General features: G+C 65.0%; 17 protein-coding genes. 6 read left to right on the top strand and 11 right to left on the bottom strand.

The genetic code is table 11. The features are described 5' to 3' along the window. Positions 1-31 precede the first annotated feature (31 nt). Entirely contained in the window at positions 32-343 is a 312-nt protein-coding gene (locus tag ABT392_RS14860) for a hypothetical protein (protein ID WP_334278130.1), read from the top strand. 88 nt (positions 344-431) lie between these two features. Then, positions 432-2,312, top strand: coding sequence for a molecular chaperone HtpG (gene htpG / locus ABT392_RS14855; RefSeq protein WP_334278129.1), 1,881 nt, complete (start codon positions 432-434; stop codon positions 2,310-2,312). 15 nt (positions 2,313-2,327) lie between these two features. Here the strand turns inward: htpG and ABT392_RS14850 are convergent, their stop codons facing one another. The 3 genes from ABT392_RS14850 to ABT392_RS14840 form a co-directional block, all read right to left on the bottom strand. Further along, positions 2,328-3,368: a serine/threonine protein kinase gene (locus ABT392_RS14850; protein ID WP_395385443.1), complete on the bottom strand. Its 1,041-nt coding sequence runs from the start codon at positions 3,366-3,368 to the stop codon at positions 2,328-2,330. Positions 3,369-3,442: 74 nt separating this feature from the next. Continuing rightward, positions 3,443-4,273, bottom strand: coding sequence for a DUF2726 domain-containing protein (locus tag ABT392_RS14845; protein WP_395385444.1), 831 nt, complete (start codon positions 4,271-4,273; stop codon positions 3,443-3,445). A 189-nt stretch (positions 4,274-4,462) separates the two neighbouring features. After that, positions 4,463-5,167, bottom strand: coding sequence for a GNAT family N-acetyltransferase (locus tag ABT392_RS14840; protein WP_334278126.1), 705 nt, complete (start codon positions 5,165-5,167; stop codon positions 4,463-4,465). A gap of 284 nt (positions 5,168-5,451) precedes the next feature. On the opposite strand from ABT392_RS14840, the gene rplM reads away from it, so the two are divergent. From rplM to erpA, 3 genes are all read left to right on the top strand, one after another. Further along, the gene (gene rplM / locus ABT392_RS14835) at positions 5,452-5,880 is read left to right on the top strand and encodes a 50S ribosomal protein L13 (protein ID WP_102766131.1); all 429 of its coding nucleotides are present in this window, start codon (positions 5,452-5,454) and stop codon (positions 5,878-5,880) included. 9 nt (positions 5,881-5,889) lie between these two features. Next, positions 5,890-6,282, top strand: a complete 393-nt coding sequence (gene rpsI, locus ABT392_RS14830; RefSeq protein WP_334278125.1) for a 30S ribosomal protein S9 — start codon at positions 5,890-5,892, stop codon at positions 6,280-6,282. Between the two features lie 165 nt (positions 6,283-6,447). Continuing rightward, positions 6,448-6,819, top strand: a complete 372-nt coding sequence (gene erpA, locus ABT392_RS14825; protein WP_334278124.1) for an iron-sulfur cluster insertion protein ErpA — start codon at positions 6,448-6,450, stop codon at positions 6,817-6,819. 68 nt (positions 6,820-6,887) lie between these two features. Here erpA and ABT392_RS14820 read toward each other — a convergent pair whose 3' ends face one another. Then, positions 6,888-7,991 carry an anhydro-N-acetylmuramic acid kinase gene (locus ABT392_RS14820; protein ID WP_464970806.1) on the bottom strand — a complete coding sequence of 368 codons (1,104 nt, stop codon included), beginning with the start codon at positions 7,989-7,991 and terminating at the stop codon, positions 6,888-6,890. A gap of 3 nt (positions 7,992-7,994) precedes the next feature. Beyond that, the gene (locus ABT392_RS14815) at positions 7,995-9,377 is read right to left on the bottom strand and encodes a M23 family metallopeptidase (RefSeq protein ID WP_395385446.1); all 1,383 of its coding nucleotides are present in this window, start codon (positions 9,375-9,377) and stop codon (positions 7,995-7,997) included. Between the two features lie 221 nt (positions 9,378-9,598). On the opposite strand from ABT392_RS14815, the gene tyrS reads away from it, so the two are divergent. Next, on the top strand, positions 9,599-10,846 hold the full coding sequence (tyrS, locus tag ABT392_RS14810) for a tyrosine--tRNA ligase (RefSeq protein WP_334278120.1): 1,248 nt from the start codon (positions 9,599-9,601) through the stop codon (positions 10,844-10,846). Between the two features lie 68 nt (positions 10,847-10,914). On the opposite strand, the gene ABT392_RS14805 is transcribed toward tyrS, so the two are convergent. The 6 genes from ABT392_RS14805 to gspE all read right to left on the bottom strand — a co-directional run bounded on the left by ABT392_RS14805 (position 10,915) and on the right by gspE (position 21,436). Then, a complete protein-coding gene (locus ABT392_RS14805; protein WP_395385447.1) occupies positions 10,915-13,365 on the bottom strand; it encodes a CehA/McbA family metallohydrolase in 2,451 nt (816 codons plus the stop codon). A gap of 97 nt (positions 13,366-13,462) precedes the next feature. After that, positions 13,463-14,167 carry a PEP-CTERM sorting domain-containing protein gene (locus tag ABT392_RS14800; protein WP_334278118.1) on the bottom strand — a complete coding sequence of 235 codons (705 nt, stop codon included), beginning with the start codon at positions 14,165-14,167 and terminating at the stop codon, positions 13,463-13,465. Positions 14,168-14,476: 309 nt separating this feature from the next. Beyond that, a complete protein-coding gene (locus ABT392_RS14795; RefSeq protein WP_395385448.1) occupies positions 14,477-17,830 on the bottom strand; it encodes a S41 family peptidase in 3,354 nt (1,117 codons plus the stop codon). 51 nt (positions 17,831-17,881) lie between these two features. Further along, positions 17,882-18,781 (bottom strand): 5'-nucleotidase, encoded by a 900-nt coding sequence (locus ABT392_RS14790; RefSeq protein WP_334278116.1) that lies wholly within the window; start codon positions 18,779-18,781, stop codon positions 17,882-17,884. Between the two features lie 5 nt (positions 18,782-18,786). After that, positions 18,787-20,001 (bottom strand): type II secretion system inner membrane protein GspF, encoded by a 1,215-nt coding sequence (gspF, locus tag ABT392_RS14785; RefSeq protein ID WP_395385449.1) that lies wholly within the window; start codon positions 19,999-20,001, stop codon positions 18,787-18,789. Between the two features lie 13 nt (positions 20,002-20,014). Continuing rightward, on the bottom strand, positions 20,015-21,436 hold the full coding sequence (gspE, locus tag ABT392_RS14780) for a type II secretion system ATPase GspE (RefSeq protein WP_395385450.1): 1,422 nt from the start codon (positions 21,434-21,436) through the stop codon (positions 20,015-20,017).

Below are 21,436 nucleotides of genomic sequence, written 5' to 3'. Positions count from 1 at the left end.
AATCAATGTGTCCCAACTGCAGGATCACGGCATGCGCAAGCAAGTGAAGCTGGTGTTCGGCCCAGGCAAGGAAATCGACCTGGCCGTCGAGGCCGAGGAGGTCTTGTCATTCGAAGCATCGCGCCAATGGCTGGACGAGCAATTCGTCCGCCTGGGCTGCGAGCCGATGCGCGGCTCGGGCAAGGTGCTGGTGGCGGACAAGATTCTTGGTGTGGCTGCGGCGCTGGGCCCTGAGGGCTTCAAGGACGCCGCCGTGGCGCTGGACTACGCCCGTGCGGCCAGTGGCGCCTTGAGCAAGGCCCTGCTGAGGGTCGATGTGCCGAAGCAGACGCTGTCGTACTGAATAATTCCGCCCTTGAAATGCGCCGCGGCGTCCCCAGGTGGCTGGGCGCCGGCGGCGCTGCTGCCTTTACTGAATCGACAAGATCCCCATGAGCAAGCAAACCCATTCCTTCCAGGCCGAGGTCAAGCAGATCCTGCACCTCGTCACGCACTCGCTGTACTCCAACAAGGAAATCTTCCTGCGCGAGCTGGTCTCCAATGCCTCGGATGCCTGCGACAAGCTGCGCTTCGAAGCGCTGGACAACAACGCCCTGTTCGAAGACCAGCCGAATCTGGAAGTGCGCGTCAGCTTTGACACCGAGAAGCGCACCGTCACCATCAGCGACAACGGCATCGGCATGAGCGCCGATGAGGCGATTGCGCACCTGGGCACCATTGCCAAGAGCGGCACGCGCGAATTCATGGCAAAGCTCGAAGGCGATCAGAAAAAGGACGCCAACCTGATCGGCCAATTCGGCGTGGGCTTCTATTCAGGCTTCATCGTGGCGGAGCGCATCACGGTTGAAACCCGCCGCGCGGGCCTGGGCGCCGATGAGGGCGTGCGCTGGACTTCCGAGGGCACGGGCGACTACGAAGTCGAGACCATCAGCAAGCCCGGCCGCGGCACGGACGTGATCCTGCATCTGCGCGAAGGCGAGGACGAGTTCCTGAAGACCTGGCGCCTGAAGTCCATCATCAGCAAGTACTCCGACCACATCTCTCTGCCCATCCTGATGCGCAAGGAAAAGTGGGACCCGGAAAAGAGCGAGCAAGAAGTCACCGACGAATGGGAAAGCGTCAACAAGGCCTCGGCCCTGTGGTCGCGCTCCAAGAGCGAGGTGACGCAGGAACAGTACGAAGAGTTCTACAAGCAGATCAGCTACGACAGCGATGCGCCACTGGCCTACACGCACAACCGTGTCGAAGGCCGCAGCGAGTACACGCAGCTGCTCTACATCCCGGCCAAGGCGCCGATGGACCTGTGGAACCGCGACAAACGCGGCGGCGTGAAGCTCTATGTGAAGCGCGTCTTCATCATGGACGACGCCGAAGCACTGATGCCGGTCTACCTGCGCTTCGTCAAGGGCGTGATCGACTCGGCTGACCTGCCGCTGAACGTCTCGCGCGAACTGCTTCAGGAGAGCCGCGATGTGAAGGCGATCCGCGAAGGCTCGACCAAGCGCGTGCTCTCGATGCTGGAGTCGCTGGCGGACAGCGAAGACCAGGCCGAGAAAGACAAGTACGCCGCCTTCTGGAAGGACTTTGGTTCGGTGCTGAAGGAAGGCATTGGTGAAGATCACCAGAACCAGGAGCGCCTGGCCAAGCTGTTTCGCTTCGCCTCCACGCATGCCGACGCCGGCGTGAGCTTTGCCGACTATGTGTCGCGCATGAAGGAAGGCCAGGAGACGATCTACTACATCACGGCCGACTCGCTGGCTGCGGCCAAGAACAGCCCTCAACTCGAGATCTTCCGCAAGAAGGGCATCGAGGTCCTGCTGCTGGTGGACCGCGTGGACGAGTGGATGCTGTCCAACCTCTACGAATTCGAGGGCAAGACCCTGCAGTCGGTGGCCAAGGGTGCCGTCGACCTGGGCAAGCTGCAGGACGAGGAAGAGAAGAAGAAGGCCGAGGAAGTGGCCGAGAGCTTCAAGCCCGTGCTGGACAAGCTGAAAGAGGCGCTGAAGGACCGGGCCAAGGACGTGCGCGTGACCACTCGCCTGGTCGATTCACCGGCCTGTATCGTGGTGGAAGAGGGCGACATGTCCGGCCATCTGGCGCGCCTGCTGAAGCAGGCCGGCCAGCAGGCACCGGCCTCGCTGCCGACGCTTGAGATCAACGCCGAACACGCGCTTGTCAAGAAGCTCGAAGGTTCGACGCATTTCGATGATCTGGCCAACGTGCTGTTCGACCAGGCGGTGCTGGCCGAAGGTGGCAATCTGGAAGATCCGGCCGCCTACGTGAAGCGGGTCAACGCGATGCTCCTGGGCTGACGAACTGGCGACGGTTCAGGAAAATCCGTCGCCATCGAAGTCCACCTCGTCCTCCGGCCGTGCCAGCTCTGCAAAGGGCTCGCGCGGCCGCATGGCTTCCACTTGCTCGCGCAGCTTGGCGACCTGGTCGTTCCAGTAGTTGGGTGTACCAAACCAGGGGAAGGCGTGAGGGAAGGCCGGGTCGCCCCAGCGCTTGGCCAGCCAGCCGCTGTGGTGAATCATGCGTAGTGTGCGCAGCGGCTCGATCAGCGCGAGTTCGCGGCGATCAAACTCGGCCACGGTCTCATAGCCGTCGAGCACGCAGGCCAGTTGCTGGCGCATGCTCAAGTCGTCGCCTGAGAGCAGCATCCACAGGTCCTGGATGGCAGGGCCCATCACCGCATCGTCGAGATCAACGAAATGCGGGCCCTTGTCGGGCGTCCAGAGGATATTGCCGGGATGGCAGTCGCCATGCAGGCGCAGCGTCTTCAGGTCCGGAATCGCCCCAAAGGCTTCGTCGATGCTCGCCAGGCATTGCTGAACGACGTTTTCCCATGCAGGTCGGATCTCGGGTGCCAGCATGCCACTGTTCAAGAGCCAGTCGCGGGCCACGCGGCCCGGCTCGGCGCTGGCCCAGTGCAGGCGGTGCTTGAAAGGTCGTCGCTGGCCGACCAGATGGAATCGACCCAGGAGGCGGCCGATCCAGGTCAGTACCTCGGGGTCGTCCAGCTCTGGTGCCCGGCCACCCTGGCGAGGCGTGACCGCAAAGCGTTGGCCCTGATAGTGGCGCAGCGTCGAATCGCCCAGCAGCCAGGGCGCCGCGACCGGCACTTCGCTCTCCGCCAGTTCGGCGGCGAAGCTGTGCTCCTCGAGGATCTGCTCGTCTGTCCAACGTCCCGGGCGGTAGAACTTGGCCACGGCAATGCGGCCGTCTTCCAGATGGACCTGCAGCACGCGGTTTTCGTAGGAGTTCAGTTGCAGCAGGCGGCCATCGCCATAAAGACCGGCTTGCTCCAGCGCGTCCAGCATGAATTCCGGGGTCAGGTTGCCGAAGCTGGTGTCAGGGTCTTGGCTCATCAGGGCTCAAATGCAAACGGCGCCCGACTGTGGGCGCCGTCTGGCGATTATGGGCGCTGCGCCCAGCCTCGGCGTCAGCGCGGCGTGGAGGCGCCGTAGCGAGGCGAATCGACTACCACGCCGACGATGTCGTTCGGCGCTTCGTCCGGGAATTGGGAGTTGCCGCCCAGGGGTTCGGCGAATGGCGTGGTGTTGCGCAGGCCCGTGGCAGGCTGGGGCTCGGCGCGGCTGAGCGGCGGGCTGCCGGTCAGCGAGTCGAAACGGCTGTCGGGTGCAAAGAAGGAGTCGCCGAACAGGGCCGAGTCTTGCCAGAGGCTCTGGTCGCGGCCGCCGCGCCGGGCTTCGGCCACGCCAGCCATGCCAGGGCGGGCCGCAGGGCGCAAGGTGGGGGCCGCTTGCGGGCCGCGAGCGTTGTTGCTGCTGCTGAATGGCACCAGCAACTGCAGCTCCGCTGCGCTGGGCAGGTTGTCGATCGGGCAGCGCAGATAGCGCACGCGGCAGGCGCTCAGCACCGACTGCTTGATCTGCAAGGCCCGGCCGGACACGCTGCGTTCGTTGTCCAGGTCGATGGCGGCCAGCACCCGACCATTGGGACTGCAGATCGCGAAGGTGACGTGGATGGCGCCCAGCAGGTCGAACCAGTAGCGAACTTCCTTGGCTTCGGTGGGCTGGCAAAAGCGCACCAGGGGCAGCTTGGACAGGATGACGTGGTGCGGCAGCGCTTCCTTGAGCAGGCGATAGACGCGGCGCTCATCGGTGCTGAAGACCGGTCGGGCGGTCAGCGACCACTCGGTCGGCAGCGGCTTGACGCCTCGGTTGGGCCGGCGCAGCGCCCACAGCAGAGCAAGGGCCAGCAAGCCGCAGCTTGATACCAGCGCGATGATCCACGGAAGGTTTGCCGACATATCCCTCGCTCTCGCGATGTTGGCTGAAACGCAGAAATGCACCTGTACTGGGGTGCTTATCCGGCGAATGTAGCGGATATTTGCAACAAGTCACTACGGGCCTACCCGCTCAATGCGGGGGTAGACCACCCCTTGAGCGGGGGCCGGCAAGGCCGGGCGTCAGGCGCAACTCAGGGCGCGGGCAGGATTTCAAGGCTTGGGGCCTTTGCCACCATCACCAAGGCTCTGGGCCGCTTCGGTCACGCCGTCGACGATGGCGTGGAAGGTCTTCACATGCCTCTTCAGCGTGAAATCGACCTCGGCCAGGTGGCGCTCCAGCGCCTCGCCTACATGCGAGGCCACGGTGTCTGGCGGCAGGCGCAACCAGGCTTCGGATTCGGAACCGTCGCGCTCCACGGTTGCCCCCGCCTTGCGGGCGATCTTGAGCATGGGCGCGTTTTCGCTCAGAGCATGGATGAAAAGCGTCTCAATGCCCCGGTTGCGGGCATGCAGTGCCGCATGTTCGAACAGGCGGGCGCCAAACCCCCGGCCGCGAGCCTTTCCCATCACCGAAACGCCGAACTCCGCCATGGCCGGCTTGCCGACGCGCTGGGGCAGCGGTTCGTAGGCCAGATGGGCCATCGCCACCAGTTCCAGCTTCCGGTTGAAGATGCCCAGCACCTCATCGCGCTCGAAATCGAGGCCCAGGGCATATTTGCTGACCTGCTCGTCGGTAGCGGGGTAGCCAAAGCGCAGATAGCGATCCCGCTCGTCCAGCGCCAGCAGATGGTTCTTGATGCGTTGCCGGTGCCGCCTGGCCAGTGAGCGTATCGGCACCCAGGCCGACCAGCGGCGTAGTACCGCCTGATGCCAGGGCTGGCTTTCTTCACCGTCTTGCGGGGCGGGCAGGGTCATGGCGGATGGGCTTGGGCTGGCACTGATGCTAACCCGCGCATGAGGTCCCGGGCCCTCCGGGCTTAGCTGGCACGGTGTTTGGGGATTTCCCGAGGCTCTGCTACACTCGCGGGCTTTCCTCGACTTGGTTGCGGGGAAGAAGCTTTGGTTTCCTGGTATGAGAGGTCGCAGGGGCAGGTGCAATCCGGTCAACAAGCGGCACCGATTCAAGGACATCACAGCTGTTTTCAACCAATTAATCCTCCGCCAGCTCATTTGAGCCGGCCGGAATTTGAAAGAATCTCATGAAGACCTTCAGCGCCAAGCCGGCCGAAGTGACGCACGAGTGGTTTGTGATTGACGCCACCGACAAGGTGCTCGGACGTGTTGCCAGCGAAGTGGCACTCCGTTTGCGCGGCAAGCACAAGGCCATCTACACGCCTCACGTCGACACCGGTGACTTCATCGTCATCATCAACGCAGACAAGCTGCGCGTCACGGGCAACAAGGCCAATGACAAGGTGTACTACCGTCACTCGGGATTCCCGGGCGGTATCTACGCAACCAAGTTCAAGGACATGCAAGCCAAGCATCCGGGCCGCGCCCTGGAGAAGGCCGTCAAGGGCATGCTGCCCAAGGGCCCGCTGGGTTATGCCATGGTGAAGAAGCTGAAGGTGTACGCCGGTGATACCCACCCGCACGCCGCCCAGCAGCCCAAGGCTCTGGAAATCTAAGGAGCGGTGATGATCGGAAACTGGAACTACGGAACCGGCCGCCGCAAGTCGTCGGTTGCTCGCGTCTTCATCAAGAAGGGCACCGGCCAAATCACCATCAATGGCAAAGCCATTGTTGAGTATTTCGGCCGTCAAACTTCCATCATGATCGCCAAGCAGCCGCTGCTGCTGACGAACAACGGTGAAGCCTTCGACATCAAGATCAACGTCCACGGTGGCGGTGAGTCGGGTCAAGCCGGTGCAGTGCGCCACGGCATCACCCGCGCTCTGATCGACTATGACGCAGCCCTGAAGCCCGAACTGAGCCGCGCCGGCTTCGTCACTCGCGATGCGCGTGAAGTCGAGCGTAAGAAGGTCGGTCTGCACGGTGCACGTCGCAGGAAGCAGTTCAGCAAGCGCTGATCGAACTTCCCAGCCTGGCTCCGTCGGAGTCAGTCTTTCAACAAAGGCCGCTGTTCAGTGGCCTTTGTTGTTTCTGGAAAGGCCCTATATACCCATGCTCAGGAACGGGCCGGGATTTCAGGGGACAATCCGGCCCATCGATGGTTTTTGCCAGGAACAGCAATCATGAGCGCAGTGCTTGAATCCACCACCTCCAGCGAAATGCCGCCGGCACCGCTGGTCTTCACCGACAGTGCCGCCGACAAGGTGCGCGACCTGGTGGCCGAAGAAGGCAACCCCGACCTGAAACTGCGGGTCTTCGTGCAAGGCGGCGGCTGCTCGGGCTTCCAGTACGGCTTCACCTTTGACGAGGTGGCCAACGAGGACGACACCCAGATGAACAAGAATGGCGTGACGCTTCTGATCGACGCGATGAGCCTGCAGTACCTGATGGGCGCCGAGATCGACTACAAGGAAGACCTGCAAGGTGCGCAGTTCGTGATCAAGAACCCGAATGCCACGACCACCTGCGGTTGCGGCTCCAGCTTCACGGTCTGAACACCGCCGCTCGGCCATAGAGAAAGCCGCCCTCGGGCGGCTTTTTGCATTTCTGACCGCGCAGAGCCCTAGTGCGGGTAGAGCGCGCCGAGCATGCGCGGCCCGCGCGCACCCGTGACCGCCTCCAGATTGCCCGGCTCACGCTGGACGAAGCGCTGTGCCAGCCAGGCGAAGGCAGCGGCCTCGACCTGCATCGGCGGCAGGCCGCGCGCTGCCGTGCTGAGCACCTGGCTCGCCGGCAGGCGCGCTTGCAGGCGCCTCATCAGCTGGCCATTCAACGCACCGCCACCGCAGACCAGCAATTCAATCGGTGAGCCGACATGTGGCGCGATGGTTTCGACTGTCAGCTCCAACAGTGTGGCCTGCACGTCTTCCGCTCTGGCATTGGCTGCATGGCCTCGCACATGGCCGAGCAGCCAATCCAGGCTGAACAGATCGCGGCCGGTGCTGCGCGGCGGGGGCAGGGCAAACCAGGGTTCGGCCAGCATGGCCTTCAGAAGGCCTGGCAAGACGACGCCGCTGGCCGCCCAGGCGCCATCAGCGTCGTAGGCCAGCCCGCGTTGTTCAGCGATCCACAAATCCATCAGGCAGTTGCCGGGGCCGCAGTCGAAGCCGGTCGTTTGTCCGGCTGCCACCAACAGGCTCAGATTGCTGAAGCCGCCGATATTGAGCACGGCCACATCCGCATCCGTCCGACCGAACAGCGCGCGATGGAAGGCTGGTACCAACGGGGCGCCTTGGCCGCCCGCCGCCAGGTCGCGGTTGCGGAAGTCGCAGATGACGTCGATGCCGCTGAGCTCCGCCAGCAAGCTGCCATTGAGCAGCTGCAGGCTGTAGCCGCAACCGTCAAAGGCGAGCGGCTGATGGCGGATGGTCTGGCCGTGAGCGCCCAGGGCTGTTACCGGTTCGGCGATGCCTTGCAGGGCTTCGGCGGCAACGGCTGCATAGCTGCGGGCGACGCCGTTGGCGGCCAGGGCCATTCGGTGGGCTTCGTTGTCGCCGACACTGTTCAGCGCCAGCAACTCGCCGCGCAGCTCAGTCGGGAAGGGCTGGTGGCAATGCGCCAGCACTTCGACCTGCGTGGGGGAGGGAAAGCGAGCGAGTACGGCGTCAACACCGTCCAGCGAAGTGCCGGACATCAGGCCCAGGTAGAGCCCGGCTTGGCTGCTCATTGATCAGTCGGCGGCGCTCACGCCGTTGGCGATGGTGGCGGCAACCTGCAGCTGTGTCTGCGCACTGGCGACCTGCTGCTTGAATTGGGCGCGGGCCGTGGCCGGCAGTGGCACCGACTCGGAGGCGCGGGCCACCAGGCGCGGGTCTTGATGACGGCCGCCGATGCGGAATTCGAAATGCAGATGCGGCCCGGTAGCCCAGCCGGTCGAGCCGACCGCGCCAATGCGCTGCCCTTGCTCGACACGTTGGCCCTTCTTGACGTCGATCTTGCTCAAGTGGGCGTAGACCGTGGTGCGGTCGCCGGCATGGCGCAGATGCACCACATTGCCGAAGCCGTTCTGCCAGCCTGCGAAGTCAACCGTGGCGTCGCCGACGCTGCGCACGGCCGTGCCGGTCGGCGCGCCGTAGTCTGTGCCCAGGTGCTTGCGCCAGGTCTGCAGGATGGGGTGGAACCGCATCGAGAAGTTCGAGGTCACCCGCGAGAACTCCATCGGGCTGGCCAGGAAGGCACGGCGCTTGTTCTGGCCATCGAAGCCGTAGTAGCTGCCACGGCCGCTGGCTTCGTCGCGGTACCAGACTGCGGAATGGCTGCGACCGTTGTTGACGAACTCGGCAGCAACAACACGGCCGGCGGCGCCGTCCCAGTTGATCGGTTCGCCGTCGGCGGTGAGGCTTTCGTAGACGACCGAGAAGCGGTCGCCCTTGCGCAGCTCGCGGTGGAAATCGATGTCGCCGGAGAACATGTCGGCCAGCTGCGATGCCACGCCGTCAGGAATGCGGGCATCGTCCGTCGCGGCGAACAGTGAGGTTTGCACCGTGCCACTGCCCATGCGAACTTGCGACTGCATGGCCACGGTCTCCAGGCGAGAGGCGAAGCCCTTGCCTTGGCGCTCGATCGTCAGACGACTGAAATGAGTGGCTTGCTGCTCGGACTTTTCGGCCGGGAAGCGGGCGATGAGCTTGTCCACCGTGCCCGAGGCATCGGCAGAGACTTGCACCATCTTGCCGACGCGGCCTTGCAGGACACGACGAGCCAGCGGGTCGCTGCGCAGGAAGGCAGCGGCAGCGGCATCGAAGGCGCCCATGCGCCGCAGCAGGGAATCGGCGGTGTCGCTGGAGCGGGTGATGTCGTTGCGGGTCAGCGAGAGCTTGTTGGCGGCCAGGGCGGCCAGCTGCTCTTCAAGGCTGTCGGTCGTGACGACTTCGCGGACCTGACGCTGGGGCAGGTCTTGCGCATCGGGGGCCAGCGGTGCAATGCCGAAGGCGGTGATCGCGAACGTGCTGAGGACGCCGACCACGCTGCCGGTGAGCGCGCGCGGATGCTTGGCTGCGAAAGCCTCGGCCAGGCGGCCTGCCTTCAGCAACTCTTCAATCCAATCGTTCAATCGGCCAGGGAATCCCACGGGCAATGTTCTTGTCGCGTACTTGTTGTGTACTTGCTTGAGAAGGCCGCCGATGCGGCGTCCACTAGAATTCGCACGCCTTGGGCAGTCCCTTGGGAGCCAAAAGCGAGCCGCGAGTATACCGGCCCGCTTTCCCGGTCAATGTCTAGGAAACCCGAGAAATCAAGACCTTAGCGCTGGCTGAGGGAAACTTTACACAGCCCATGTCCGAATCGCGAACAAGCCCCGCCACCCCTGCCCACCCGGTGACAGATCGTGTCCGCGAAGCACTCGCGCAATCCTTGCGCGGTGCCGATGAGCTGCTGCCCGAGGCCGACTGGGTCAAGAAGCTGGCCAAGAGCGAGGCCACCGGTGTGCCGCTGCGCATCAAGCTGGGCCTGGACCCGACCGCGCCCGACATCCACATCGGTCACACCGTGGTGCTGAACAAGATGCGCCAGCTGCAGGACCTGGGCCACCAGGTGATCTTCCTGATCGGCGACTTCACGTCGATGATCGGCGACCCGTCCGGCCGCAACAGCACCCGCCCGCCCTTGACCAAAGAGCAGATCCTGGCCAACGCCGAGACCTATTACAAGCAGGCCAGCCTGGTGCTGGACCCGGCGCGCACCGAGATTCGCTACAACAGCGAATGGAGCGACCCGCTGGGTGCTGCCGGCATGATCCAGCTCGCCAGCAAGTACACGGTCGCCCGGATGATGGAGCGAGACGACTTCACCAAGCGCTTCGCCGCGCAGACTCCGATCTCGGTCCACGAATTCCTCTACCCGCTGATGCAGGGCTATGACTCGGTGGCCCTGAAGAGCGACCTCGAGCTCGGCGGCACCGACCAGAAGTTCAATTTGCTGATGGGCCGCCATCTGCAGCAGGAATACGGCCAGGAGCCGCAGTGCATCCTGACCATGCCGCTGCTGGAAGGCCTGGATGGTGTGGACAAGATGTCCAAGTCCAAGAACAACTACATCGGCATCACCGAACCGGCCAACACCATGTTCGCCAAGGTACTCTCGATCAGCGACGAGCTGATGTGGAAGTGGTTCACGCTCCTGAGCTTCAGGAGCCTGGCCGAGATCGCGGCGTTGAAAGCCGAGGTCGTGGGCGGACGCAACCCGAAGGATGCAAAGGTGTTGCTGGCCAAGGAAATCACCGCGCGCTTCCACAGCGCCGCGGCGGCCGAGAGCGCCGAGGCGGATTTCAACAACCGCGCCAAGGGCGGCATTCCGGATGAGGTGCCCGAGGTGAGCCTCGGCGGCGCGCCGCTGATGATCGGCAAGGTGCTGCTGGGTGCGGGCCTGGTAGCTTCTGGCGGAGAAGCCACACGGATGATCGAGCAGGGCGGCGTCAAGATCGACGGCGTGACCATCAGCGACAAGGCCTTGAAGCTCGAAGCCGGCACCTTCGTCGCCCAGGTCGGCAAGCGCAAGTTCGCGCGCGTCACACTGGGCGCCTGACTTCTCCGGCGCAAGAAAAAAAGGCCCGGCCCCTTTGCGGGGGCCGGGCCTTTCATTTTGGCGATCGCTCAGGGATAGCTGATCGTCAACGTATAGCCCATGGTCGTGCTGGAGCCGGCGTAGGACTGCACCTTGATGTAGACCGTGCGCGCGGTTGCCGTGTTGGTGTAGGTCATCGACTCGCTTGAAGTAGAGCTTTCCGAGCGGGCCAGGCCGGCACCGGAGCTGGTCACCAGGTACAGGTCGTAGTCGGTGCCGCTGGGGCCGACCATGTCGACACGGATGCGCTGGTTGGCGGCCAGGCTGACGCTGAAGTAGTCCTTGTCCGACGTCGTGCCGATGAAGCCGTTGACGGTGGCGCGCTTGCCCACGGCATTGGCCTTTGCGATGGTGTTGTTGGACTCGGACTCGGTCATGCCGGCGCTGACATTGCTGACCTCAAAGCTCACCGGGCTTGACGTGGTGCTGTTGCCGGCCGCGTCGAATGCCTTGGCGACCAGGCTGTGCGTGCCGTTGGCGAGCAGCGAGGAGTCAACGTCGAGCTTGTAGGGTGCGCTGGTCAGCGTGGTCTTGAGGCCGCCGTCCAGCCAGAGCTCGACCTTGGTGACTCCGACGTTGTCGCTGGCTGTGGCGTTCAGCGTGATCGTGCCGGTGTTGCCGGTCACGCTCGCGCTGACCGTCGGCGGCGTCTGGTCGGCGCCGTCCACGGTCTGGTTGACCCACAGCGGGGCCGACCACAGCACCTTGCCGTCGTCCTGTGTGAGCTTGGCGTAGTAGAAGTGCTTGCCCATGCTCGGCGTGATCGACACAGCGGGGCTGTTGCTCAGCAGGCTCACCGTGCCATTGCGACCCGGAACGCCTTCGTAGATTTCTGTCAGGGCAACGGTGCGGCCGTTCGGGTTGGCATAGCCGACATTGAGGTTCAGCGGGCCGATATTGTCGAAGCGCTCGCCCATGATGTGGCCGTTGGCGCTCAGCACCACCTGCGAGTTCTTGTCCATCGTGGCGAAGACGCGGCGTGCACGCAGCGCTTCCACCATGCTGGCCTTGGTCAGCGCGGTGCCATTCGGGATCAGCACGGCCGTCCGGTTGGTGTACGACAGGCCCCAGTTGGCGCAGTGGTTGTCCTGGTTGGTTGCCGGTGCAACATGGAACCCGCGCTCCAGCAGCTTCTTGTAGCTGCCTTCGTAGAGGCTGCGTGAGGTCTCGGTCTCCGTCGTATTGCTGGAGAACGCCGAGGTGTTCATGATCTCGGCCATCACCATCACTTCGTCGCCGTCGGCGGTATAGCCGAGATCGACGCCATTGACCACGAACTGGCCCGTGCTGTCGGGGTGGTTGAACTGGCCGACCAGGCCCTGCGTACGCATGGTCGTGTAGAGCGCGGCGTAGTCGGTCTTGGAGGTGTAGCGGTCGCCGAACAGTTCGCCGCTGCCGTTGTATTCCCAAGAGAACAGCTCATTGCTGTTGAAGATGTTCAGGTGGCCGCCATTGCTGATCACGCCCCATTCCATGCCGTAGAGCGCCAGGAAGCCTGGGGTCGCAGCCGTGTAGTTGGCGGCGATCGTCAGGCCATTCTGGTAGCGGGCCTTGGCCACCGACGAACTGGCCGAGGTGTTGGTGCCCGTGGAGCCGTCGAAGTAGTGGTTGTGATCGGTGTTGGCCAGGAAGTCCAGGCCAGCGTTCTTGGCATACGGGAACGCGGCATCCGGGCCGAACTCGCCGCTTTGTGCGGGCAGCGAGGAACTGCAGGTCGCAATGGCGCCGCCACCGTCCGAATCATTCGTCTGGCCGTGGAAGGTGCCGTAGTAGATCGTGTAGGGCCAGGAGCCGGTGGCGGGCGTTGCAGCCTGGGCGCGGCGCTTGTCGGTCTCGACATTGCTGGCGATGGCCAGCGCCTTGAAGGTGGGCATGGCCACGCGGGGCGTCTTGCCCAGCGAGAGCGGCCAGCTTTGCGTGACCGGCGCATGGTCGCCGCTGTAGCCAGCGAGCAGTGCCGCGACCTTCGCCTTGCTGCTTTCGACCTTGGGCGCCTGCTCGGCATCGGCGCTCAGGGCCGTCATGCGGACGGTATAGATGCCGTCGGCCAGCTTGGACTGATCACCGCTGCGGCCAGCCCAGGCCAGGCGCACGCTTTGCGGCTTGCCCGCATAGCTTTGCAGGCCGCTCCATTCCTGGACGACAGTGCCGGCCGGGTTCAGCAGCTCGACCTGATAGGCGAGCAGTTGGCCGTCGGGGGCGCCGGGATAGTCCAGCAGCACGGACAGCGTGCGAGCGCCGCTCGCCTCGTTGCTGACGAAGGGCACGTCCAGCGCCGCTTCGAACTCATGGTGGTCCGGGTACTTGACGCTCGGATGGACGGCTTGTGCCGAGACCGTCGGCTCGACAGTGGCGTTGCCTTGCGCCGCCTGTGACTTGGCGGTCTCACCGCCACCGCAGGCGGACAGCAGGACAGCCAGCGTGGTGATGCTGGCGACGCGCAGCCCTTGGGCTGTCTTGAAGATGTATGTGGTGTTCACGTTGATTCGCTTTCAGCGCACGATGGCGCATCGGTGCGACGCATCCCGGCGGGACGCGGCACGGTTCACTCAAGAGGGGTCTGTTGCAGCGAAGCGCTCAGCTCGCGCGGCGGCGGCGGGCTACAAAACCGATGCCGCCGAGGCCGGCCATCAGGAGACCGAGGCTGCCGGGCTCAGGGATGACCGCTTCCGGGATTTCCGTGCCGGACAGGGTCACCATGTCGTAGCGGATGGTGCCGCTGGAGCCGTAGCCGCTAGTGGCGCCGACGTAGCCCGAGGTGCCCGGCGCAAACATTGCCACCAGTTGAACCCCGAACAGCGGATTGTTGTCAGCGCCTTCGATGTCGGCAAAGCTGAAGCTGCGGTTGTTGAGGAAGCTGGTGCTGCTGATCTGGAACTGCGAAGCCTTGGTCCAGCTGTCGCCATCGTCCAGCGTGTATAGCAGGGCGGTCCAGGCCGAGCCCGTGCCGCTGTTGCGCTGGTCGAAGGTGAACGACACGTCCTGGTAGCCGCTGGTATCGATCATGAACTGCACGCCGCGGGTCATATTGCCGGTCGAGATCGTGCCGTAGCCGGTGGTGTTCAAGGCATTGTTGGGGCTGCCCGAGTCCGTTGAACCGGAACCCGAGACAAAGGCGGTGGTCACGCCGCCCAGGGTGGAAAACGACGCGCCGTTCATGCTGAACGTCTGCTTGGTGCTGCTGGTGTTGTAGTTCCACTGCGCGATGGCAACGGGCGTGGCTTGTGCGCTGGACGCGATCAATGCGGCTGCAGCGAGGAGGAGAGCGGGCTTGAACTGCATGGGTAATCCAAAAATCTGAAGTCAATCAACCGCAAACGTTTGGCGAATCCTGTGTCGAAACGTGCGCGGGCAAACCCCGGCCGTGCGATCAGCATTGAGCGAGGGAAGCTGCAGCGTAGACGCTGTTTATGACAACTTTGCACGGGGAAGCCCCGATGTGCGTTGGTGTTTTGCATCGACCGCCCCGCGCCTGAGGGGGTTGACGAATTGACGGTGGCCAACGTTTGCGACTCGGCGCCAAAAAACGGTGCGTGTTGCACCGTGGCCCGCCCCGTTGCGGGGCGGGCTGGCTTGCCTGCAGCGCTCAGCTCAAGGCTTGACCGGGCGTGGGTAGTTGCCCGGCTTGGGCGTCACCAGCGGCTTGTCGGCCATGGTCTTCTTCAATTGCGCGATGGCGACTTCGAGCTGCGCATCACGGCCGAGGAAGGTGGCGCGTGGAGCGTTGTCGATCTCGATGTCCGGCTTCACACCGACGCCCTCGATCAGGAAGCGGCCTTTCGGTGTCATCTGGCCGGTTTCTGCGGCGCGCATGATGCCGTTGTCCAGCAGGCGGTTGCCGTCCGAGAGCCAGACGCCGGCGCCAGAGGTCTGCTTGCCGATCACCGGGCCCAGGCCCAGGCGCTTGAAGCCCTCGGCGAAGGTTTCACCGTCCGAGTAGGTGTCTTCGTTGACCAGAACCACGACATGGCCCCGAAACGCATGCTGCATGTTGGGGTACACCGCGGCACCTTGCGGAGCGCGGGGCTGCCAGAAAGCCCAGGCACGGCGCAGCAGCTTCTCCAGGATCCAGCTGTCGATGTTGCCGCCGTTGTTGTATCGGACGTCGATGATCAGGCCCTCGCGGTCGCTGTGGGCATAGAACTCACGCGCGAAGTCGGCGATGTCGTCCGGCCCCATGGCGCGCAAATGCAGATAGCCGATGCGACCTTCGCTGGCCTTGGCGACGGCACGGGCGTTGCCGTAACGCCAGTCGTTGTAGCGCAGTGCCGCGTCGCGGCGTTGCGTCACCGGCGTGATGATGCGCTGCACCGTCTTGCCGTCCGCAGCTAGCTTCACGTCGATCAACACCTGCTTGCCGGCCTGCCCGCGCAGCAGCTCGGAGATATGCGGTGCTTCGCCAGCCTTGCGGCCGTTGACGGCAGTGATCACATCGCCAGCTTTCAGGCCCAGAGCGGGCGAGCCCAGCGGCCCAGCTTCATTCGGCAGCTCGGGGTCGCTGAGATAGATCTGTTCGATCTTCCAGCCGTCGGCCACCTTCGAGAGGCGTGCGCCGAGGCCAGCCAGGCCGGGCTCATCCGGCGTAGCACGCAGGTCGCCGGCGCCCACCTGGCTGTGCAGGGCGCCCAATTCGCTGACCATCTGCGCCATCAGCTCGGCCAGTTCGGCGCGGTCGGTGATGCGACCCACCAGTGGCTCGTACTTGCTGCGCACGGCCTTCCAGTCGACGCCGTGCATGGCCTTGTCGTAGAAGTGCTCGCGGTGCATCAGCCAGGCGTCGGCAAACATCTGCTTCCACTCGGACTTCGGGCTGGTCGCGATCTGCCAGTCGCTCCAGCGCACCTGGAACTTGTTGGCCTCGCCGGGCAGCTTGGGGCCGGCGTCGATGATGTGGATGTCGGGCGCACTGCCCGGGCTGGCGCCACGCACAAGCATCATCTTCTTGCCGTCGGCGCTGAGCTCGTAGGCGCGCACGTCGCTCGCCATGTTCTCCAGGCTGCCGCCCTGGTTGTCGATGGCGAAGGTCTTCAAGAGGCCGCGGCGCTCGCCTTCGGTATCGAGCACCCACAAGCGTTTGCCGTCGGTGCGCAGCGCGTAGTAGTTGCCAGCCGGCATGGGCAGTTCATACAGGCGCTCGGCCAGGCCGTCGAACTGAATGGCGGGCTTGGCCTTGCTGTCGGGCTTTGCGTCTGCCTTTGCATCGGGCTTGGTATCGGACTTCGCTTCGGCCTTCGCCTCGGGCTTGGCGTCCGCCTTGGCCTCGGCTTGCTCCAGCTCATCCTTGGCTGCAAACGGGAAGCGGCTACCGGCCTGCAGCGACAAGGCATACACCTTGGCGCGGCGGTCGAAGTTCGGCCCGGTGTTGCGGTCACCCCAGGGGCTGCCGTTGCCGGCAATGGTGATCTGGCGGTTGGAGACGAAATACAGCCATTTGCCGTCCGGGCTGAAACTTGGCGAGTCGCTGTCGTAGCGGTCGCTGGTCAGCTGATGCAGCTTGTCGTCGGCAATGCTGTAGAGCATCAACTGCGCACGGTCCACATTGCGCTGCGCCTGCGGGAACGCGAGGCTGCGGCTGTCGCTGGCCCAGGCGATTTCGCCGATGGTCGATTCGAGCTTGGCCTGGGTGACGAGGCGGGTGCTGACCTTGGGACTTGCCTTCAGGTCGGTGAGGAAGAGGCGGCCTTCCTTGTCGACATGGGCGATGTAGCGGCCGTCCGGCGAGACCTTGAGTTCACGGCGCAGCGTGTTGCCGTCCGTGGTGATCTGCTCGGGCTTGGCCAGGCCATTGGCGGCAAAGCGCCAGATCTCGTGCTCGCCGCTGAAATCGCAGATGGCATAGACCTGCCTGCTGTCGGCGCTGAATTCACCCTTGCGGCAGCGGCCATCGGCCGGTGTGGGCAGTTCGGCGCGGCGCAGGCTGCCCACGCCTTGCGTGGCCAGGTGGCCGCGGCTGGCCAGCAGCACGCGCTCGCCGTTGGGCGCCAGCGAGGTGTCGGTGAGGAAGTCTTGCGGTTTCTTGATCCAGCGCTCACGCATCTGGTCGAAATCTCCGCCCAGGCTCACGGCGAGCTTGCGGCTTTCAGCGCCGCTGGCGAGGTCCAGCACATAGAGATCGGCCCCCAGCGCATAGACCACGCGGCTGCCGTCGACCGAGGCATGGCGGATGTCCCAGCCCTTGTGCCGGCTGTGCTGGCGCAAGTCCTGGCCCTGTGCATTGACCGACCAGACGTTGACCGTGCCATCGCGGTCCGACAGGAAGGCGATGCGCTCTTCGTTGCCAGCGCGGTAAGGCATGGCGCGGCGGTCGTTGTTGCCCTCGGCCAGCAGCGGCTTGGCCTCCGACGTGCCGCTGAGGTCGAGCGACCAGAGGCGCGAGATCGCACCGCCGCGGTACTGGCGCGCGTTGTCGCTGCGCAGGCCCGAGCGGGTGAAGTAGAGGGTCTTGCCGTCGGCGCTCAGCGCTGCATCGCTGGCCTGGCCCACCGGCAGCTGGCGGCGCACCAGGGTCTTCGGGTCCACGGCGAACAACTGGCTGCCCGGCTTGCCATCGAGCCCCGTGTAGAGAACCTCGCCTTGGGCCGTGAAGCCCCAGACGCGCATGCCGCCGCCTTCCCAGGTCAGGCGCTTGGGCACGCCGCCGGCGACGGGCATCAGATAGATCTCGGTGCCGCTCTCGTACTGCGCCGTGAAGGCGAGCCACTGGCCATCGGGCGAGACAGCCGGCTGGCTCTCGCTGCCCGGGTGCGTGGTCAGCCGCTGGGCTTCGCCGCCCTGCGCATTGACACGCCAGATATCGCTCTCAGCCACCAGGTAGACGTTGTCGCCTCGCAAGGCGGGCTGGCGGTAGAAACCGTTCTGACCGGCGTGTGCCGTGACTTGTGCCGTGAGGGCAACCAGGGCCGCGGCGATTGCCAGTGGCGCGCGCTTCAGGGTCGGGTAGGGCATGAGGCTCCTCGGCTGATTTTGCAGCCGCGGATTGTGGCCCAGACCGGCGCTTCAGCGGTTGGTCACACCCGCGGTGACATGGCCGGAGGGGACATGGGCGCTGGCGCTCTCGATGTGGCCGGCCTGGTCGTCGAAGAAAAAGTCGGGCTCGAACTCGCGCAGGAATTCGCCCTTGGCCAGGCCACCGAGGAACATGGCCTCGTCGACCTCAACCTGCCAGTCCATCAGCGTGCGCAGCGCGCGCTCATGAGCCGGCGCGCTGCGCGCCGTGACCAGCGCGGTGCGAACGCGCATCTCGCCGCGGGGCGCACCTTGCAGGCGGTGCAATGCTTCAAGCATGGGCTTGAACGGCCCGGCGCCCAGCGGCAACTGCGCGCGCGAAAACTCATGCTGCTGGAAGGCGGCCAGGCCTTCGCGCTGGAAGACCTGTTCCGCTTCGTCGGAGAACAATACGGCGTCGCCGTCGAAGGCAATGCGCAATTCGTCTGGATGAGCAGCCGAAGCGCGCGCCGATTGCGGGAAGACGCGTGCTGCTGGCACGCCTGCGGACAGCGCTGAGCGCACATCCTCTTCATTGGCCGAAAGGAAGAGCTGCGCTTGCAGCGGCTTCAGATAGCGCCACGGGTTCTTGCCGCGCGTGAACACGCCGCGCTGGATGTCCAGCCCCAGCGCCTTGGCCGAGCGAAACACCCGCATGCCCGAGACCGGGTCATTGCGCGACAGCACCACCACCTCCACCCGCTGCGGCGAGCCTGGTGTGTTGAAGGCCAGCAGCTTGCGCGCCAGCGAAAAGGCCACGCCCGGCTTGGCTGGCACGTCGAGTCGCTGCTGCTGCAGGGCCATATAGGCGTGGTCGTCGCCGGCCTCGAAGACCTGGTTCTCCTCTTCGAAGTCGAAGAGGGCGCGCGAGGAAAGCGCAACAACGAGCTGACCGTCGAGCGTGGCCGCCATGGTCTTCAGCGCCCCGCCATCGTGTTCATCTCGATGATGGGCAGGAGCACGGCCAGCACGATCAACATGACGACCGCACCCATGCCGACGATCAGCAGCGGTTCCAGCATCGTGGCCATCGCCATCGCGCGGCGCTGCACCTCGATACCCAGCTGGCGCGCGGCGCGGTCTAGCATCTGTGGCAGCGCGCCGGTCTGTTCACCGAGACGCGCAAACATCGCCAGCAAGCCTGGGAAGCGCTTCTTGGTCGACATCGCAGCACCCAGCGGCGCGCCTTCGCGCACCTGCACCAGCGCCTCCAATGCATCGCGGCGCATCGCCGAATTCGAGAGCGTTTCGGCCGCCGCCTGCAGCGCCTTCAGGATGGGTACGCCCGCGCCCGCCAGCATGGCCAAGGTACCGGCGAAGCGGGCCGCGTTGTAGCCACGAGCCAGGCGCCCGATCAGGGGCAGGCGCAGGAGGAAGGCATCGAATCGCTCGCGGAAAGCCGCCTGGCGCAAGGCCATGAGCAGCGTGACCGCGCCCAGCACCAGCAGCATCACGACCAGCCAGCCCCAAGTGCGGACAAACGCCGAGATGCTGAGCATCACCACGGTCAGCATGGGCAGCGCGCGCTTGCTTTGCACGAACACACCGGCCACCTGTGGCACTACATAGGTGACCAGGAAGGTGATGATGACCAGGGCGAAGAAGCTGACGATGGCCGGATAGGCGATGGCGCCGAGCAGCTTGGAGCGCAGCTCCTGGCGCTGCTCCAGGTCGTCCGCCAGGCGCTCCAGCACGGGGCCCAGGGCGCCGCTCTGCTCGCCCGCCGCGACCACGGCGCGGTAGACATCATTGAACTCGCGCGGCGCCGTGCCCAGGGCGCGGGCAAAGGCCGAGCCGGCATTGACCTCGGCCCTCAACTGCGCGAGCAGCTCGGCCTGACGCTGGTCTTCGCTTTCGTCGGCCAGCGCCGTCAGGGCACGCTCGATGGGCAGGCCCGACGACACCAGGCCAGCGAGCTGGCGTGTCCAGACAGCGAGGCCCGTGTTGTTGAACACCTTGCGCTGCCAGCGGCTGCCGCCTGTGCTGTTGCTCTGCTGCACGGCCTGCACCTGCAAGGGCACCAGGCCCATGCTTCGCAATTGCGCGCGTGCGGCGCGGGGCGTGTCGGCCTCGATCAGGCCATTGGCATTGCGGCCGGCCTCGTTGAGTGCTTCGTACTTGAATGCGGGCATGGGCTGAAGCCGCTCAGTCGCGCGTCACGCGCAGCACTTCTTCCAGCGAGGTCGTGCCGTCTCTCACCAGGCGGTCACCGTCCTCGCGCATCGAGCGCAGGCCAGCGTTGCGGGCCGCAGCCGTCAGCTCGCTCTCGGCGGCGCGGTTGTGGATCAGCGACTGCACCTGTTCGTTCGCCACCATCAGCTCGTACACGCCGGTGCGGCCCTTGTAGCCGGTCATGCTGCAGACCGTGCAGCCCACGGGGTGGTAGCGCCCCTCGCCATCCTGGCGACGGCAGGCCGGGCAGAGCTTGCGCACCAGGCGCTGGGCCAGTACGCCCAGGAGGCTGGAGCTGAGCAGGAAGGGCTCGACGCCCATGTCGGTCAGTCGCGTGACGGCACTGGGCGCATCGTTCGTGTGCAGCGTGGCCAGCACCAGGTGGCCGGTCAAGGAAGCCTGGATCGCGATCTGCGCGGTTTCGAAATCGCGGATTTCGCCAATCATGATCACGTCCGGATCCTGGCGCAGGATGGCGCGCAGCGCTTTCGCAAACGTCAGGTCGATCTTGCTGTTGACCTGGGTCTGGCCGATGCCGGGCAGCTCGTATTCGATCGGATCTTCGACCGTCAGCACATTGGTCGTTCCCGTGTCCACGGTCTGCAGCGCGGCATAGAGCGTGGTGGTCTTGCCGCTGCCGGTCGGGCCGGTGACGAGCACGATGCCGTGCGGCTGCTGACACAGGCGCTTGAATTCGCTGAGCACATGGCCGTCCATGCCCAGGCCTTCGAGCGAGAACTTGGATTCGCTCTTGTCGAGCAGACGCAAGACGGCGCGTTCGCCGTGGGCCGAGGGCAGCGTCGAAACTCGCACGTCAATCGCGCGGCCGCCGATGCGCAGCGAGATACGGCCGTCCTGCGGCAGGCGCTTCTCGGCGATGTCGAGCTCGGCCATGATCTTCAGGCGCGAGATCAGCGCCGCATGCAGTCCGCGGTTGGGCTGCACCACTTCACGCAGGCTGCCGTCAACGCGGAAGCGCACCGCTGAGGCGCGCTCATAGGGCTCGATGTGGATGTCGCTGGCGCCGTCCTTCGCGGCCTGCGTCAGCAGTGCGTTGAGCATGCGGATGATGGGCGCGTCGTTCGCAGCTTCCAGCAGGTCTTCCACCGCGGGCAGGTCCTGCATCATGCGGGAGAGGTCCACCGCGCTTTCGACTTCCCCGACCACAGCCGCTGCACTCGACTCGCTGCCCGCGTAGGCGCTGTTGATGCGCTCGGCCAGCTCGCCGGCCTCCTGCTGCTCGAAGCGGTCCACCGCATAGACGCGCTGCAGCTCTGACAGGGTGGACAGCGCCACGTCCGGTGGCGCCCACAGCACCAGCTCGGCGCCTATGTCCTCCAGCAGCACGGTCTTGGCCCGTGCGTAGGCATAGGGCAGGGGATGACGGCCGGCCAT

The organism is Paucibacter sp. JuS9, from assembly GCF_044043925.2.
GTDB lineage: Bacteria > Pseudomonadota > Gammaproteobacteria > Burkholderiales > Burkholderiaceae_C > JAUASW01.
This window is presented reverse-complemented; position numbering and strand designations above follow the sequence as displayed.